Source organism: Gordonia sp. NPDC057258, assembly GCF_042668985.1.
GTDB classification, from domain to species: Bacteria; Actinomycetota; Actinomycetes; order Mycobacteriales; family Mycobacteriaceae; genus Gordonia; species Gordonia hongkongensis.
The window spans coordinates 79,338-94,870 of sequence record NZ_JBHUXZ010000007.1 but is presented as its reverse complement, the minus strand read 5'-3'; the positions used below and the strand labels follow the sequence as shown (position 1 = coordinate 94,870).

General features: G+C 69.3%; 16 protein-coding genes. 8 read left to right on the top strand and 8 right to left on the bottom strand.

Going from position 1 to position 15,533, the window contains the following annotated elements:
- The 3 genes from ACFUEJ_RS07635 to ppgK all read right to left on the bottom strand — a co-directional run bounded on the left by ACFUEJ_RS07635 (window position 1) and on the right by ppgK (window position 3,881).
- Window positions 1-1,050, bottom strand: coding sequence for a sulfite exporter TauE/SafE family protein (locus tag ACFUEJ_RS07635; RefSeq protein WP_065628899.1), 1,050 nt, complete (start codon window positions 1,048-1,050; stop codon window positions 1-3).
- 393 nt (window positions 1,051-1,443) lie between these two features.
- Window positions 1,444-3,006 carry an RNA polymerase sigma factor gene (locus ACFUEJ_RS07630; RefSeq protein WP_211538848.1) on the bottom strand — a complete coding sequence of 521 codons (1,563 nt, stop codon included), beginning with the start codon at window positions 3,004-3,006 and terminating at the stop codon, window positions 1,444-1,446.
- 56 nt (window positions 3,007-3,062) lie between these two features.
- Window positions 3,063-3,881 carry a polyphosphate--glucose phosphotransferase gene (gene ppgK, locus ACFUEJ_RS07625; RefSeq protein ID WP_058250218.1) on the bottom strand — a complete coding sequence of 273 codons (819 nt, stop codon included), beginning with the start codon at window positions 3,879-3,881 and terminating at the stop codon, window positions 3,063-3,065.
- A 169-nt stretch (window positions 3,882-4,050) separates the two neighbouring features.
- Between ppgK and ACFUEJ_RS07620 the strand changes: the two genes are divergently transcribed.
- Window positions 4,051-4,977: an inositol monophosphatase family protein gene (locus ACFUEJ_RS07620; protein WP_078112311.1), complete on the top strand. Its 927-nt coding sequence runs from the start codon at window positions 4,051-4,053 to the stop codon at window positions 4,975-4,977.
- A gap of 54 nt (window positions 4,978-5,031) precedes the next feature.
- Here ACFUEJ_RS07620 and cei read toward each other — a convergent pair whose 3' ends face one another.
- The gene (cei, locus tag ACFUEJ_RS07615) at window positions 5,032-5,724 is read right to left on the bottom strand and encodes an envelope integrity protein Cei (RefSeq protein WP_078112312.1); all 693 of its coding nucleotides are present in this window, start codon (window positions 5,722-5,724) and stop codon (window positions 5,032-5,034) included.
- Window positions 5,725-6,134: 410 nt separating this feature from the next.
- Here cei and ACFUEJ_RS07610 point away from each other — a divergent pair, with 410 nt between their 5' ends.
- On the top strand, window positions 6,135-6,434 hold the full coding sequence (locus ACFUEJ_RS07610; protein WP_004018846.1) for a DUF4193 domain-containing protein: 300 nt from the start codon (window positions 6,135-6,137) through the stop codon (window positions 6,432-6,434).
- 97 nt (window positions 6,435-6,531) lie between these two features.
- Here the strand turns inward: ACFUEJ_RS07610 and ACFUEJ_RS07605 are convergent, their stop codons facing one another.
- The gene (locus ACFUEJ_RS07605) at window positions 6,532-7,104 is read right to left on the bottom strand and encodes a DUF3093 domain-containing protein (protein ID WP_065628894.1); all 573 of its coding nucleotides are present in this window, start codon (window positions 7,102-7,104) and stop codon (window positions 6,532-6,534) included.
- Window positions 7,105-7,126: 22 nt separating this feature from the next.
- On the opposite strand from ACFUEJ_RS07605, the gene dut reads away from it, so the two are divergent.
- Both dut and ACFUEJ_RS07595 read left to right on the top strand, forming a co-directional pair.
- Window positions 7,127-7,612, top strand: a complete 486-nt coding sequence (dut, locus tag ACFUEJ_RS07600) for a dUTP diphosphatase (protein WP_065628893.1) — start codon at window positions 7,127-7,129, stop codon at window positions 7,610-7,612.
- A gap of 109 nt (window positions 7,613-7,721) precedes the next feature.
- Window positions 7,722-8,591, top strand: coding sequence for a DUF3710 domain-containing protein (locus tag ACFUEJ_RS07595; RefSeq protein WP_078112313.1), 870 nt, complete (start codon window positions 7,722-7,724; stop codon window positions 8,589-8,591).
- A gap of 24 nt (window positions 8,592-8,615) precedes the next feature.
- On the opposite strand, the gene ACFUEJ_RS07590 is transcribed toward ACFUEJ_RS07595, so the two are convergent.
- Complete coding sequence (locus tag ACFUEJ_RS07590) at window positions 8,616-9,347, bottom strand: alpha/beta fold hydrolase (protein ID WP_078112314.1); 732 nt, start codon at window positions 9,345-9,347, stop codon at window positions 8,616-8,618.
- 295 nt (window positions 9,348-9,642) lie between these two features.
- Here ACFUEJ_RS07590 and ACFUEJ_RS07585 point away from each other — a divergent pair, with 295 nt between their 5' ends.
- Together ACFUEJ_RS07585 and ACFUEJ_RS07580 are read left to right on the top strand one after the other, a co-directional pair.
- The gene (locus ACFUEJ_RS07585; protein ID WP_004018839.1) at window positions 9,643-10,017 is read left to right on the top strand and encodes an OB-fold nucleic acid binding domain-containing protein; all 375 of its coding nucleotides are present in this window, start codon (window positions 9,643-9,645) and stop codon (window positions 10,015-10,017) included.
- Entirely contained in the window at window positions 10,014-10,736 is a 723-nt protein-coding gene (locus tag ACFUEJ_RS07580) for a DUF3159 domain-containing protein (RefSeq protein ID WP_137808741.1), read from the top strand. The genes ACFUEJ_RS07585 and ACFUEJ_RS07580 overlap by 4 nt, the downstream gene beginning before the upstream one ends.
- Here ACFUEJ_RS07580 and ACFUEJ_RS07575 read toward each other — a convergent pair.
- A complete protein-coding gene (locus ACFUEJ_RS07575; protein WP_388028438.1) occupies window positions 10,717-11,379 on the bottom strand; it encodes a potassium channel family protein in 663 nt (220 codons plus the stop codon). The genes ACFUEJ_RS07580 and ACFUEJ_RS07575 overlap by 20 nt on opposite strands.
- 22 nt (window positions 11,380-11,401) lie before the next feature.
- Window positions 11,402-12,070, bottom strand: coding sequence for a TrkA family potassium uptake protein (locus ACFUEJ_RS07570; RefSeq protein WP_205334458.1), 669 nt, complete (start codon window positions 12,068-12,070; stop codon window positions 11,402-11,404).
- A gap of 78 nt (window positions 12,071-12,148) precedes the next feature.
- Between ACFUEJ_RS07570 and ACFUEJ_RS07565 the strand changes: the two genes are divergently transcribed.
- Together ACFUEJ_RS07565 and ACFUEJ_RS07560 are read left to right on the top strand one after the other, a co-directional pair.
- Window positions 12,149-14,164, top strand: coding sequence for an APC family permease (locus ACFUEJ_RS07565; protein WP_078112316.1), 2,016 nt, complete (start codon window positions 12,149-12,151; stop codon window positions 14,162-14,164).
- Window positions 14,161-15,468 (top strand): class I SAM-dependent RNA methyltransferase, encoded by a 1,308-nt coding sequence (locus ACFUEJ_RS07560; protein WP_388028435.1) that lies wholly within the window; start codon window positions 14,161-14,163, stop codon window positions 15,466-15,468. The genes ACFUEJ_RS07565 and ACFUEJ_RS07560 overlap by 4 nt, the downstream gene beginning before the upstream one ends.
- Window positions 15,469-15,533: the final 65 nt, after the last annotated feature.

Below are 15,533 nucleotides of genomic sequence, written 5' to 3'. Positions count from 1 at the left end.
TCAGCTCGTCCGCGTGGGGGTGTGTGTTCCGCTCGCACCCGCATCGGGTTCGGGTGCGGAGTCGGCGGCCGGGATGTCCGACGTCGACGTTCCCTCGGAGCCGGGGCGTTCCGCGCCCTCGGCGCCCACGAGCGCCTCTTCCTGCTCCTCGCGGAAATGGGTGACCGCGTCGGAGGACTCGTTCTCCCGGTCGCGCAGGTACTCGCGGAGCGAGTAGGCGAACGCCGCGGCCCAGGCGATGGCGATCACGATGTAGAAGACGTTGCGCACCGAGCCGGGGGCGTCGATGAAGTCGCTCTTCAGCAGGCTGCGGGTGTTCGTGAGGACGATCAGGCCGCCGACCGAGGCGCCCAGCAGGCGCGGCGGGATGTGACGCACGAGCCACGCCGCGATCGGTGCGGCGATCACGCCGCCGACGAGGATGGCGGCGACCCATGCGAAGTTGATTCCCTGCGAACCGAGACTGAACAGGAAGCCGAGGCTCGCGGCGACGGCGATGATGAACTCGCTTGTGTCGATCGAACCGATGACCTTGCGGGGCTCGAGACGGCCGCTGGCCAGGATGGCCGGGGTGCCGACCGGACCCCAACCGCCGCCACCGGTGGCGTCGACGAATCCGGCGACGAATCCGAGCGGGCTGAGGAATCGCTTGCGCAGCGGCTTGCCGAGGTTGTGGCGGGGGATGCCCTGGAAGGTGAACCGCACCAGGATGTAGAGCCCGAGCAGCAGCAGGATCACGGCCATGACCGGCGCGGCGGTCTCGGTGGAGAGACTCGACAGGATCGTGGCGCCGAGGAAGGCGCCGATGGCTCCCGGGATCGCGATACGGCGCACGACGCGCCAGTCGACGTTCCCGAACTTCCAGTGCGAGACGCCGGAGACCAGCGTGGTGCCGATCTCGGCCAGGTGCACGGTGGCCGAGGCGGCAGCCGGGTTGGTGCCGATGGCGAGGAGGAGGGTCGTGGTGGTGACGCCATAAGCCATGCCGAGACTGCCGTCGACGAGCTGAGCAGCGAAGCCGACGAGGCCGATCAGGACAATCGTTCTCATAGTGGGTCTTTCCGGGAAGTCACGTCGTCAGGGACGTGACGAGGCTGGGGCAGGCACTCGGTGCCCGCGACGAAGTGGAACGCGAAGGAGGGGATCGCAGGTGGCGTTCTCGCCCTCGGGTGGGGTCTGTCGCGTCACAGACACAGCATCGATGCTGTGCGCAGCAGGTCGACGGTGGCACGACGCACCAGCATGGCGCCGCGTCTGCTCCCGGTCACTGCGTAAGTCACCGCGCCATCCTATGTAGTGCGTCCCCGAAAGCCCGAGAATCCGGTCGTGTCCAAATCGGAGCGCGCAGAACTATTGACAGATCGATGTCTATGTGGGTGGCAGAACGACATCGCCCCCGGAACCGTGAGGTTCCGGGGGCGATCAGGGTGTTGTCGTCACCGACTAGTCGAGATAGTCGCGCAGGACCTGCGAGCGCGACGGGTGACGCAGCTTCGACATCGTCTTCGACTCGATCTGACGGATGCGCTCGCGGGTCACGCCGTACACCTGCCCGATCTCGTCGAGGGTGCGGGGCTGGCCGTCGGTCAGTCCGAAGCGGAGGCGGACCACGCCGGCCTCACGTTCGGACAAGGTCTCGAGCACCGACTGCAGTTGATCCTGCAACAGCGTGAAGCTGACCGCGTCGACCGCGACGACGGCTTCGGAGTCCTCGATGAAGTCGCCGAGCTGGCTGTCGCCCTCATCGCCGATGGTCTGGTCCAGCGAGATGGGTTCCCGGGCGTACTGCTGGATCTCCAGCACCTTCTCCGGGGTGATGTCCATCTCCTTGGCGAGTTCTTCCGGCGTCGGCTCGCGGCCGAGGTCCTGGAGGAGTTCACGCTGGATGCGACCGAGCTTGTTGATGACCTCGACCATGTGCACCGGGATACGGATGGTGCGGGCCTGGTCGGCCATGGCGCGGGTGATCGCCTGACGGATCCACCAGGTGGCATACGTCGAGAACTTGTAGCCCTTGGTGTAGTCGAACTTCTCGACCGCGCGGATCAGACCGAGGTTGCCCTCCTGGATGAGATCCAGGAACGCCATACCGCGGCCCGTGTAGCGCTTGGCCAGCGACACGACGAGGCGCAGGTTCGCCTCGAGCAGGTGGTTCTTGGCGCGGTTGCCGTCGCGGGAGATCCAGTTCAGGTCACGCTTCTGGGCGGTGCTGAGCTTCTCGCCGGCATCCATGATGCGCCGAAGACGTTCGGTGGCGAACAGTCCGGCCTCGATGCGCTTGGCGAGTTCGACCTCTTCCTCGGCGTTGAGGAGGGCGACCTTGCCGATCTGCTTCAGGTACGCGCGGACACTGTCGGCGGAGGCGGTGAGCTCGGCGTCCTTGCGGGCCTGACGCAGCGCCTCGGACTCCTCTTCGTCCCAGACGAAGTCGCCGGACTTCGCGGCGGCGGCCTCGTCCTTGGACGCGGCCTTCGCGGCGGCCGGGGCCGCGCCGCCGGCGGCGGGCGCGGTCGCCTCCTCGGACTCGTCGTCCTCCGACTCGTCCTCGGAGTCGTCGTCGTCGACCTCCAGGTCGTCGTCGATCTCGACGTCCTCGAGTTCGGCGTCGGGACCGTCGATGTCGTCGATCGAGTCCGGGTCGTCGGGCTCGGCGTTCGGATCGTCGCCGGAACCCTCCGCGGACGCGGCCTTCTTGGCGGCCTTCTTCGGTGCCGCCTTCTTGGTGGCCTTCTTCGCCGGGGCCTTCTTGGCGGGGGCCTTGCGGGCAGCGGTCTTCTTCGCAGCCTTCTTGGCGGTTCGCTTCGCCGGGGCGTCGGTCGCGGCTGGGGTCGACTCCGTCGACTCGGCCTCTGCATCACCCTGGTGGGTCGTGATGGCTGCCACGTACAACCTTTCGAACTGTCTTCTGTGGTGTCTTCTGTCGTCTGTCACCAGACGCGACACGGCAGCATGAGCCGCCGTGGACGAGGTCTTGGTTTCTCGGTTGGAATGACCGGTGACGACCATTGTAACGACATCGCCGTCCCCGGTGTGTCAAAGCCCTGGTCACGCCCTGCGCGGCGTCACGTCTTCAGCCCCTGGGCCACTGCCATGGCCGCACCGACGATGCCGGCGGTGTTCAACAGCGTCGCCGGTACCACGGGCGTCTTGTTGGTCAGCAGCGGAATCCACTTGTCGGACTTGCGGCTGATACCGCCGCCGGCGATGAAGAGATTCGGCCAGAACAGCGCCTCGTAGGTCTCGAGGACCTCGGAGACCTTCTCGGTCCACTTCTCGTACGACCAGCCCTTCTCCTCGCGGACACGCGAAGACGCCTGGTGCTCGGCCTCCTTCTTGCCGACCTGTAGGTGACCGAGCTCGGTGTTGGGCACGAGGGTGCCGTTGATCAGGATCGCCGACCCGATACCGGTTCCGAACGTCAGCAGCATCACGACCCCCGCGACGCCCTTGCCCGCGCCGTACGCGTCCTCGGCCATACCCGCGGCGTCGGCGTCGTTGAGGACCGACACCTGCCTACCGCCGAGGTGTCCGCTGAAGAGGTCGTAGACGTCGGTGCCGATCCAGGCCTTGTCGATGTTCGCCGCCGTACGCATGATCCCGTCGGTCACGACCCCGGGGAGGGTGACACCCACCGGGCCGGTCCAGTCGAAATGCGCGACCACCTCGGCGACGCCCCGGGCCACGGCCTCGGGTGTCGCGGGCTGCGGGGTGAGCACCTTGAACCGTTCGCCGACGAGTTCACCGGTGTCGAGATCGACGATGCCGCCCTTGATCCCGGAACCGCCGACGTCGACCCCGAAACCGAGGTTCGTCGGAGGTGTCGGATCATCGGGGCCGGCGACATCGGAGTCGGACGATCCGGGGACGGACGTGTCGGTCATGGCGGGCTCCCTGTCCGGGTCGGTGTCTGAGGGTGGGGGCAATCCGAGACCAGCCTATTCACGCGACCGGCGCAACGCCCGTCATCGCAACGCATGTCGACACGATTCGACCACGCAGGGGGAGAGATCGGTCACCGCGATCGGTGGTGCGCACCGGCCATGTGCTCACATGGAGGGCGTGGATCAGACAATTCCGGTGGACGAGCTCGCCGCGGTCGCCGGCGCCGTGGCCCGGGAGGCCGCCGCGCACGTACGTCGCCGCCGGCCCGAATTGTTCGGTGCGACACCGGGACACGGTGAGCCGCCGCAGCCCGCCGCGGTGGATTCCACCGTGCAGTCCGTGTCGACGAAGTCGACGGTGCAGCCGGTGTCGACGAAGTCGACGGAAACCGATCCGGTCACCCTCGCCGACACCGAGACCGAACGCCTGATCCGCTCCCTGCTCCGTGAGGCGCGCCCCGACGACGAGGTGCTGGGCGAGGAGGACGGCGGGAGCCGGGCGGTGCCTACCGGTGTCCGATGGGTGGTCGATCCGATCGATGGGACCGTCAACTTCATGTACGGCGTGCCGGCCTATGCGGTGTCCATCGCGGCCCAGGTCGACGGACAGTCGGTCGCCGGGGTCGTCGTCGACGTCGCCCGCGACGTCACGTACGGCGCGACCCTCGGCGGGGGAGCGTGGGCGGCGGACTCCGCCGGGGTACGCCGGCCGCTCCGCTGCAATCCGGTCGACAGGGCCGAACTGGCGCTCGTCGCAACGGGTTTCGGGTACGACGCGGCGCGCCGCCGGAAGCAGGGACGCATCGTCGCCGAACTGCTCCCTCGTGTCCGCGACGTCCGACGCATCGGCGCCGCGGCCCTCGACCTCTGCATGGTCGCGTCCGGCGCGGTCGACGCTCACTACGAACACGGTCTGAGCCCGTGGGACTGGGCCGCCGGCGGGCTGATCGCCGCCGAGGCCGGCGCCGTCGTCCAGACTCCGCCACCGGATTCACGGGCCGACGAGGGTCACATCACCGTCGCTGTCGCGCCCGGGGTGGCCGACGAATTCCTCGCGCTGCTCGACGAATTCGACGCCCGCAGCCCGCTCACCTGACGGCCCTCCCGCGTCTCGCCATGGGGTCGGCGGCCGCCGCACGGCGTGCGGAGGTCAGCAGGGGGCGGAGTGCACGGCCTCGACGAGGACCGGGTCGACACCACTCGCCGGGTTCTTCGGATCCGCCGACCGCAGCGCCTCCAGGGCAGCCTGCGCGTCCTGCGACATCTCGCCACCCGAGTGGTGGACCCCGAGTGCGACGTCGACGGCCGTACCGCGCCGGCCGTCGTCGACCAGCTGGGCGCACGGGAACGCCAGCCACGTGGCCGCCGCCGCCGCGCGACCGGCCGGCCCGAATCGGATCTGTGCGACACAGTTGAGATCCCGATTGGGATAGACCGGGTCATCGGCGTACGGCGTGTCCGGCACCGGGCTGAACCCCTGCGCGGTCAGGTCGTCGGACACCGTGCGGGCCGCGCCTCGTTCGTCGGAGGCGTTGAGGACGCGGACGCCGAAGGTCGACAGCGGGGCCGGAGCGACTCCGAGCATCTCGTCCCGTCCGACGACGGTGAGGGTCGGCGGGGCCGGCGGAGGTGGCGCGCCCGCTTCCATCGACGTCGGCGGAGTCGGTTGATTGCACGCTGTCGGAACGGATTCGGACTCGCCGCCGCCCAGCGCAACCGCCCACACCACCACGCCGACGACCATCAGGACGACGACCGTGACGATCGCCGGTGCGTAGCGCCGCCGACGGTAGGGTCGGCCCTGCTCGTCGGTCGGATAGCCGACCGTAATCTTCGACACCACCGTGGACTGACTCCTCACTGGGCGTTGCGTGACCTCGGATCACTGTAGAGGGTGACCCCGCAGTGCCCCGCGAGCCTCGCCGGGAGCGGTACGACTGGGGTGTGCCGGGGCATGGATCGGGCGCCGAACCGAAACTTACCGACGAGTTGGGTCCCGGGTATTGACCTTCGATAGCGTGTCGACTATGCTTCGGGCGCCCGCGCTTCCAGACCCGGGGTGCGCCCGATATGAAACCGTGATCGAAATCACGCAATACGTCTGATCCTCTGGTACGAATCTCGCCCGAGACGACGTTGCAGTGACCCCATCGGTAAGACAATCCCGGCGGAGTCGTGCGCAATAACACCGGGTGGCGACGTCAGCGCCGTCACCGTGAGCGCCCCTCACACTCTCGACAAGTTAGGCACAGAATGGCTACAGATTACGACGCGCCACGACGGACGGAGACCGAGGACCTCAACGAGGACTCGCTCGAAGAACTGAAGGCCCGACGCAGCGAGGCGCAGTCCTCGGCAGTGGATGTCGACGAGAGTGATACCGCGGAGTCCTTCGAACTCCCGGGTGCCGATCTCTCGGGCGAGGAACTGTCGGTGCGTGTCATCCCCAAGCAGGCCGACGAGTTCACCTGTACCAGCTGCTTTCTCGTCTACCACCGCAGCCGGTTGGCCGAGGAGAACGGAAGCTCGCTCATCTGCGTCGACTGCGCATGAGATGAACTGAGTCCAGCTGTCACAGCTGATGAAGGGGGCCGACGCCGAATACGGCGCGGCCCCTTCGTCGTGTCTCGGGTAGAGAGTCGTGCCCGGGTCAGGCGGTGGGTGCGGGACGGTCGGCCGCGGCGTCGTCGACGCCCAGTGCCGCGAGGAGTTCGGCCGGCCGACGTGTCGAGACCAGCCAGTACGGAGTCGGGTCGTCGGGGTCGTCGAGCACGATGAGGACCATCGTCTTCACCCAGGAGCGGTGCACGAGATAGGCCGCCGGGTCGAGCTGCCGCCCGAGTGCGGCGCTCTTCGCGGTCGCCGGGACCGTCGCCGCCCGCGCGACGACGGCGCGCGGCAGGACCGCACGGTGGGCATGCAGCTCCCGATCCGCGGTCACCCGGATGCGGGTACGGCTCATCGACCACAGCATCACGACGCACAGCACGCCGGTGGCCACGTATCCGATGATGCTCCAGGCGCTCCCGCGCGCCGACAGCTGGATCTCGTAGCCCACCACGCCGGTGAGGACCACGGCTGCCAACCACCACCACCACGGCACGTACAGGCGCTCGTCGAACAGATCGGCGGTCGAGTCGGTGACGCCGGCGTTCCGCCCGGTGGGTGCGGGGGAGGCGTCCGAGGGTCCTCCGGGGCGCTCGGGCGAATGATCTGCGGTCACGTGACCAGCGTAGTCTGCCTGCGTGGCCTCAGATCTCCCCCCTGCGCACCCCGCTGACCCGGCGCCGATCGCGCTCCGACGCCTCGATCCCGACCTACCGCTGCCGACCAGGGCGCACCCAGGGGATGCGGGGGTCGATCTCTATTCGACGATCGATCTCGAACTGCCCGCCGGACGCCGTCAACTCGTCGGGACCGGGATCGCCGTGGCGTTGCCGATCGGCACCGTGGGGCTGATCCACCCGAGGTCGGGACTGGCCGCCCGGGCCGGCCTGTCGGTCGTGAACACCCCCGGCACCATCGACGCGGGCTATCGCGGGGAGATCAAGGTCTGTCTGATCAACCACGATCCGGAGCAGACGATCTCCATCTCGCGTGGCGACCGCATAGCCCAGCTGATCGTGCAGCGCGTCGAGCTGCCCGACTTCGTCGAGGTCGACGAACTCGACGACACCGCACGCGGCGACGGCGGGTACGGATCGAGCGGGGGATCGGCGATTCTCGCCTGACCTCTTCGGTGAACCGTCGGCCGGGGCTCTCCCCGGCGGGAGTCGATTAGTGTTTCCCGTGTGTCCGGCGGATCGTTGTCGCCGGCGGTGACGAACGAGGAGTGACGCGATGGCACAGGACGGATCAGAGGAGCTGCGGGTCGGTCAGGCGCGCGGTCCCTATGACATCGACGCACTGGCGACCCGGCCGCAAGAGCTCGAGAACTCCCATCTGGACCTCGGATCGGTGCTGGTCCCGGTGGTCGAGGGTGGCCAGGTCACCGTCGAGATGTCCGAGGCCCACCAGCCGCAGAACGTGTACCTGGTGACCCCCATCGGCCGGATCTCGGTGAGCGCCTTCGCCGCACCCAAGTCCCCCGGGATGTGGCGTGAGGTGGTCCGTGAGCTGGCCGGTTCCCTCCGCGACGACGGCGCGGCCACGAGTGTCGAAGACGGGCACTGGGGGCGGGAGGTGGTCGCCGAGACGGACGGTGCGACCCACCGGTTCATCGGGGTCGACGGCCCGCGCTGGCTCGTCCGGTGCGTGGGCAGCGGACCCACCGAGCATGCGGACGACCTCGCACGGTTGAGCCGCGCCGTACTGGCCGAGACGGTCGTCCGACGCGGGTCCGAGCCGTTCCCCCCGCGGGATCCGCTGCCCGTCGTGTTGCCGCCGGTGCTCGCCGAGCAGGTCGCGGCCGCCCAGCAGCAGATGTTCGCGGGCCCCCCGGCCGGACAAGAGTCCCCGAACCCCACCGCACAGGACGCGGGCCCGGGTGACGCGATCGACGATTCGGTACCCGTTGCCGGGGGCGCGCTCGATCAGGTCGCCCACGCCACCGTCTACGGGGAGAACGCCTACCGCGACGAGCCGGAGGCGGTCGCCGCCCCGGATGCGGAGTCCGCGGCTCCGGTGGCTCCCACCGATCCCGAGATCGACGAGGAGCCGTTGCCGCCGTCGTCGGGTTCGGCGATGCAGCGCTTCCGCCGCCGCCGCTGAAGCTCCGGCCACACCGGGCTCCGATCACCCCGGCGGGTCGGTGAGTTCGACAAGCCCGGCCCGGAGCTCGTCTCCCAGCACACCCGGATCGTGGCCCCAGTCGTCGAGCGTGATCTCGACGAGGGTCGATTGCGGTGCGGCAGCATGCCATTCGCGGGCGACGGCGATGGGGTGGACCGGATCGTCGGCGGCCGCGACGATGGCCAGCGGCACCGTGAGCCCGGCGATCTCGGCCGGCGTCGGCGCCCGATGACGAGCCGCCTCGCGCAACATGCGGGCGAGGCCCGGGTGCAGACCCCGCCACGACCGGGTCAGTTCCGCGGCCAGCCAGGCCGGGCTGCTGCTCGCCATCGCCGCGATGGTCGCCTCGAGTCCGTCACGTTCGAGCGCATCGGCGGTGGCGCCGGCACTCGCGGCCGCGGGTGCCGAGTGGGCGTCACCGCTCCATGCCGGCAGCGCGGCGAGCACCCCGGCGCAGCGTCGGCCGGTGTCGCGCAGGGCCCACTCGAGCGCGATCGCGGCCCCGATCGACACCCCGCCCACGAGGATCGAGCGGTGCGCTCCGGCGGCCCGCTCCAGCCCGCGGAGGTGGCCGTCGATCAACGGCGTCGTCGGGTCCAGCGCGATGAGCTCTACCTCCAGGTCAGCTGCGGCGCGCTGAAAGGAACGCGTGACGTGATCGGCGTCGGAGCCCGTTCCGGGGATGCCGACGAGAGCCGTCGGGCGAGGGCGGTGCGGACCGTCGGTGCCAGGCATCAGGGCATCATCCCCTAGTGGTATGTCTCGGAAATAGGTGGCCGGTATCCGGTGGGGCGCCGGGGACCATTCGCTTGTTTCCGAGACACACCACTAGGGTGTCCCGAGGCCCCCGCGCAGACCTGGACAGCGGGGGTCCGACGACCACGGAATGGCCCCGCGGTCGCCGACGTTGTCACTGGCCGAGGCCGAGGTCTACGCTGGCGGGCAGGTCACCGATCACTCGTTCGGCGACCCACGGACACCGCTCTGTACAGCCCTGCGGTGCCGGCCGAAATCCATTGGGAGGGTCGAGATGCCCACTGCCGGCTATCTCAAACGACTGACCCGTCGGCTGACCGAAGATCTCGGTGACGCCGACGCAGAGAAGATCGCCGAGGAATCCAAGGCGACAGGCGCTCAGCGCGCATCCGAGTGCTGCCGCGGTGACGAGGTCACCATGCACGGCGAACTGCGTGCCGTCGAGACCTGTTCGCGCTCGGCCAAGGCGGGGGTGAAGGCCGAGTTCTTCGACGGATCCGACATCGTGATGCTGAAGTGGCTGGGCCGTAACCGCATCACCGGCATCGAGCCCGGCCGCAAGGTCACCGTCCGGGGCCGGCTCGCCGAGCAGGACGGCCACAAGGTGATCTACAACCCTTATTACGAGTTGCACGGCGTCGACGAGTGACCGGTCCGGTCCCCGAGCATCCGGCCTCGAGACAGCCGGACGCCGAACCGTCGGCACCCGGACAGTCAGCACCCGAGCGGACGGCGCCCACGGTCCTCGAACAGATCGGTGGCGTCTCCGGCCTGGTCTATTCGACGGTGCCCGTGGTGGTGTTCGTCCCCGTCAACTCTTTCTTCGACCTCCGGACCGCCATCTACGCGGCGCTCGGCGTGGCGGCGCTGCTCTTCGTCGTACGGCTCGTGCGCCGCGAACCCCTGACCCCCGCGATCTCGGGTCTGCTCGGCGTCGCCATCTGCGTCTTCATCGCCGACCGGGTGGGGGATGCCAAGGGCTACTTCCTCTTCGGGATCTGGAGCACCCTCGTCTATGCGATCGTGTTCGCCGTCTCGATCCTGGTGCGGTGGCCCCTCATCGGGGTGGCCTGGCATCTGATCAACGGCGAGGGTTCGGGCTGGCGCAAGCAGCGGTCCATCCTCCGTGCCTACGACATCGCCACCGCACTGTGGGCGGTGCTCTTCGCGGCGCGCTACCTCACGCAGTCGGAACTGTACGACGACGGGGCCACCGGGTGGCTGGCGTTCGCGCGCATCGCGATGGGGTGGCCGCTGACCGCGCTCGTGGTGCTCGCGACGATCCTCCTGGTTCGCCGGGCGCAGCGAGCCGAGGCGGCGCGCGCCGGCACCCCGCCGGACGCGGACGTCACCGCGCGATCTGCATAGCCTCGTAGAGGGCGGGCTCGGCCTCGGTGGGCGCGATGAAGACCAGTTCGTCGCCGCCCTCGAGGGGGTCGTCGCGCTGCGGGACGATGACGCGGCCGCCGCGCAGGATCGCGACGAGCGCGGCGTCGCGCGGCAGTTCCAGCTTCCGGACGGGCTTGCCGGCGAGGGGAGTGTTCGACGGCAGGGTGAGTTCGACGAGGTTGGCCTGCCCCTGACGGAACGTCATCAACCGGACCAGATCGCCGACGGACACCGCCTCCTCGACCAGGGAGGCGAGCAGGCGCGGGGTCGAGACGGCGACGTCGACGCCCCAGTCCTCGCCGAACAGCCACTCGTTACGCGGGTCGTTGACGCGGGCGACGACCCGGTTGACGGCGAACTCGGTCTTCGCGAGCAGGCTCACGACGAGGTTGGCCTTGTCGTCGCCGGTCGCGGCGATCATGACGTCGTAGGTCTGTAGTTGCGCCTCTTCGAGATTGGCGAGTTCACACGCGTCGGCGAGCACCCAGCCCGCGCCGACGACGGCATCGGTGTCGATGTGGCCGGCGTCGCGCTCGAAGAGCGTGACCTCGTGGGCGTTCACCAGCAGTTCGCGGGCGATCGAGCGCCCGACCGCGCCGGCTCCGGCGATGGCGACCTTCACTTCGGGACTCCTTCGGCCCGGGTCATCCGGACTCGTTCTGGGTGAACGGCCGCGCAGCGACGCCGCGGGCGTTCTTGAGGTTGTCGAGCATGACCGCTCCGTAGACCACATCATCTTGTTGCAGAACGGTTTTCGCCTCGGGGAGGACCGGACGTCCGACGCGGCTGAGGAAGGCCACCCGCGCGCCGGTCTGCTCCTGGAACTTGCCGACCGAGATCCCGATCCACGAGTCGTCGACGTCGATCTGGGCGACCGCCAGCGAACCCGACGGGTCACGCCACTCCATCGTCGTCGTCTCGCCGAGCGCCGAGACGAACCGCTCGGTCGTCCAGGGGACGGTCGCCACCGTGGGGATCCCGAGCCGCTCGTACACCTCGGCGCGCTTGGCGTCGTAGATCCGGGCGACGACGCGCTCGACGTCGAAGGTCTCGCGGGCCACTCGCGCCGAGATGATGTTCGAGTTGTCCCCGGAGGACACCGCGGCGAACGCGTCGGCGTGCTCGATGCCCGCCTTGACGAGGATCTCGCGGTCGAACCCGACCCCGGTGATCGTGCGGCCCGCGAAGTCGGGACTCAGCCGCACGAACGCGCTCGGATCCCGATCGATGATCGCGACGTCGTGTCCGCGCTTCTGCATCGACATCGCGAGCGCGGATCCGACCCGCCCGCAACCCATGATGACCACCTGCACGGCATTCCTCTCCACACGCGGCTCGTCTGCCGCGAGTCGAACCTACCCGCCTCGGCGCCAACGCTCTAGGGTTGCCTGGTGTCCACCGTCTCCAAGGTGTCCGTCGCGACGAAACGCCTCCTGCTCGGCAGGCCTTTTCGCAGCGACACGCTCGGTCACACGCTGCTGCCCAAGCGGATAGCCCTGCCGGTGTTCGCCTCCGACGCGATGAGCTCGGTGGCGTACGCGCCGCAGGAGATCTTCCTGGTCCTGTCCGTCGCCGGCATCAGCGCGCTGGCGTTCACGCCCTGGGTGGCGATCGCCGTCGCCGTCGTCATGGCCGTGGTCGTCGCGAGCTACCGCCAGAACGTGCACGCCTATCCCTCGGGTGGCGGCGACTACGAGGTCGCGACCGTCAATCTCGGTCCCAACGCGGGCCTGACCGTCGGCAGCGCCCTGCTGGTGGACTACGTGCTCACGGTGGCGGTGTCGGTCACGTCGGCGGCGGAGAACATCGGTTCGGCGATCCCGTTCGTCGAAGAGCACAAGGTGTGGTTCTGCGTCGGTGCGATCATGCTGCTCGCCGCGGTCAACCTGCGTGGCATCAAGGAGTCCGGGGCCGTGCTCGCGATCCCGACCTACGGGTTCATCATCGGTGTCCTGGGCATGCTCATCTGGGGGTTCACCGAGATCTACGTGCTCGGTCAGGACATCCATTCCGAGACCGCCGACTTCGGCATCGTGCCCGAACAGGACAATCTCACCGGGCTGGCGCTGATCTTCCTCGTCGCCCGGTCGTTCTCCTCGGGCTGTGCGGCGCTCACCGGGGTGGAGGCCATCAGCAACGGGGTGCCGGCCTTCCGGAAACCGAAGTCGCGCAACGCCGCGACGACGCTGCTGCTGCTGGGTGCGTTCTCCATCACCCTGCTGATGGGCATCGTGCTGCTGGCGGAGAAGATCGGCGCGAAGTACGTGATGAACCCGGAGCAGGATCTCATCGGGGCGCCGGAGGGTTACCAGCAGAAGGCCATGATCGCCCAGCTGGCCCATGCCGTCTTCGACTCGTTCCCGCCGGCCTTCTTCTTCGTCGCCACCGTCACCGCGCTGATCCTGCTGCTGGCCGCGAACACCGCCTTCAACGGTTTCCCGGTGCTGGGCTCGGTACTCGCGCAGGACCGCTACCTGCCGCGCCAGTTGCACACCCGAGGCGACCGCCTGGCGTTCAGCAACGGCATCCTCTTCCTCGCGATCGCCGCGATCATCTTCGTCGTCGCGTTCGGCGCGCAGGTGACGTCCCTGATCCAGCTCTACATCGTGGGCGTCTTCGTGTCGTTCACCCTGAGCCAGACGGGCATGGTGCGGCACTGGACCCGTCTGCTGCGTACCGAGACCGACCCGAGCGCGCGGCGTCGGATGATGCAGTCCCGGGTGGTCAACACGGTCGGCCTGGTGATGACCGCGACGGTTCTGGTCGTCGTCCTGATCACCAAGTTCACCGAGGGTGCCTACATCGCCGTGATCGCGATGGTCTCGTTGTTCGTGATCATGAAACTCATCCATCACCACTACGCGTCGGTGCAGCGCGAACTCGACCGCGCCGAGGACGACGACGAGGCCGTCCTGCCCAGCCGCACGCATTCGATCGTGCTCGTGTCCAGCCTGCACATGGCGTCCAAGCGGGCCCTGCGGTACGCGCGGGCCACCCGTCCGGACGTCCTGGAGGCGATCACGGTCAACGTCGACGACCGCGACACCCGCAAGCTCGTCTCGGAGTGGGAGGCCAGCGACATCACCGTCCCGCTGAAGGTCATCGCCTCGCCCTATCGCGAGATCACCCGGCCCGTCATCGAATACGTGCGCCGGGTGCGGCGCGAGTCGCCGCGCGACGTCGTGACCGTGTTCATCCCGGAGTATGTCGTCGGGCACTGGTGGGAGCAGATCCTGCACAACCAGTCGGCGCTGCGCCTCAAGGGCCGGCTGCTGTTCGAGCCCGGCGTGATGGTGACCTCGGTGCCGTGGCAGCTCACCTCGTCGGACCGGCGCAAGGAAGACCGCGCGTACTGGGCTCCGGGGGAGACCCGTCGTGCACTCGGCGAACCCGAACGGCGACCGTGAGCGGCCCGGCAACACCGCGCCGGGTCGAGGTGACCGTCGACCGTCCGGCCAACGGCGGTGAGTCCGTGGGCCGCGCCGACGGCCGCGTCGTGTTCGTCCGCGGGGCGATCCCCGGCGAACGGGTGGTCGCCGACATCACCGACGACCGGCACGACTCGTACTGGCGGGCTGAGGTGGCGGAGGTGCTCGACGCCTCGCCGCACCGGGTGGCGCCGCGGTGTCCGGCGGCTGCGGCCGGGGCCGGGTGCTGTGACCTCGCGCACGTGACGCCCGACCATGCGCGGGACCTGAAACAGGCTGTGCTGCTCGATGTCCTGGATCGCGTGGGTCGTCTACCGGGCGAGATCGTGGCCGGCACCGAGCTGGCGACCGACGGCGTGCGGCGTCTCGGGGACGCCGAGGTGGGGTGGCGAATCCGGACCCGCCTGGCCGTGGACGGCCGGGGGCGCCCGGGGCAGTCGGCGTTCCGCGGCCGCGGCGTCGTCATCGAGGCCTGCGTCCAGCCCGCCCCGGGAATGCTCGACGGACTCGCCGACCGCGGTTTCACCACGCACTCCGAACTCGCCGTCGTGCTCGACGCCGACGGCGCGCGCCACATCACCGAACTCGCGCCCGTGGCGGAGCCGCGCCGGGGCCGCGCCGACAGCCGGCGCCGGGCGCAGCAGAACCGCGCTCGGCACGCACGGCCCCGTGCCCAGCGGGTCGTCGAAGGTGGGGCGACGGCCGTCCAGCGGGTCGGCGGGCGGTCGTGGGACATTCCCGTCTCGGGATTCTGGCAGGCGCACCGCGACGCGCCGCGGGCCTACGCCGAGACCGTCGTCGACTTCGTCGGTGCGCATCTCGGGGGACCGCCACGCGTGGCGTGGGATCTGTACGGCGGGGCAGGGGTGTTCGCGGGCGCACTGCTCGACGGCCCGGCCGGTGCGCCGGACACCGTGCACATCGTCGATTCGGATCCGGCCGCACTCGACGCCGCCGAGCGGGCCTTCGCCGGCGACGGCGATCGGGTGCACACCCATCGCGGGGAGGTCGCGGCCCGGATCACGGACCTCACCGCGCGGCCGGACGTCGTCGTCCTCGATCCCCCGCGTACCGGAGCCGGGGAACGGGTGATCGGGGCGATCGCCGACGCCCGGCCCGGCATCGTGGTCCACGTGGGCTGCGACGCCGCCCGATTCGCACGTGATCTCGGATACTTCGCCGCACGCGGATTCCGTGTCGTCGACATACTCGGTTTCGACGCTTTCCCGCTGACACACCACGTGGAGGCGGTGGCCTGCCTCATTCCGGCCGCCGACGGGTGAGCGGGGCGCGCTCGCGAGGTCCGGATCCCGACGCGTCGGCCATCCGTCGATCGGGCTCGCGACGA

Bases quoted from the DNA above. Each gene is read 5' to 3' on its own strand.
- ACFUEJ_RS07635 (WP_065628899.1), bottom strand. From the start codon at position 1,050: ATGAGAACGATTGTCCTGATCGGCCTCGTCGGCTTCGCTGCTCAGCTC.
- ACFUEJ_RS07630 (WP_211538848.1), bottom strand. From the start codon at position 3,006: ATGGTCGTCACCGGTCATTCCAACCGAGAAACCAAGACCTCGTCCACG.
- ppgK (WP_058250218.1), bottom strand. From the start codon at position 3,881: ATGACCGACACGTCCGTCCCCGGATCGTCCGACTCCGATGTCGCCGGC.
- ACFUEJ_RS07620 (WP_078112311.1), top strand. From the start codon at position 4,051: ATGGAGGGCGTGGATCAGACAATTCCGGTGGACGAGCTCGCCGCGGTC.
- ACFUEJ_RS07610 (WP_004018846.1), top strand. From the start codon at position 6,135: ATGGCTACAGATTACGACGCGCCACGACGGACGGAGACCGAGGACCTC.
- ACFUEJ_RS07595 (WP_078112313.1), top strand. From the start codon at position 7,722: ATGGCACAGGACGGATCAGAGGAGCTGCGGGTCGGTCAGGCGCGCGGT.
- ACFUEJ_RS07590 (WP_078112314.1), bottom strand. From the start codon at position 9,347: ATGCCTGGCACCGACGGTCCGCACCGCCCTCGCCCGACGGCTCTCGTC.
- ACFUEJ_RS07585 (WP_004018839.1), top strand. From the start codon at position 9,643: ATGCCCACTGCCGGCTATCTCAAACGACTGACCCGTCGGCTGACCGAA.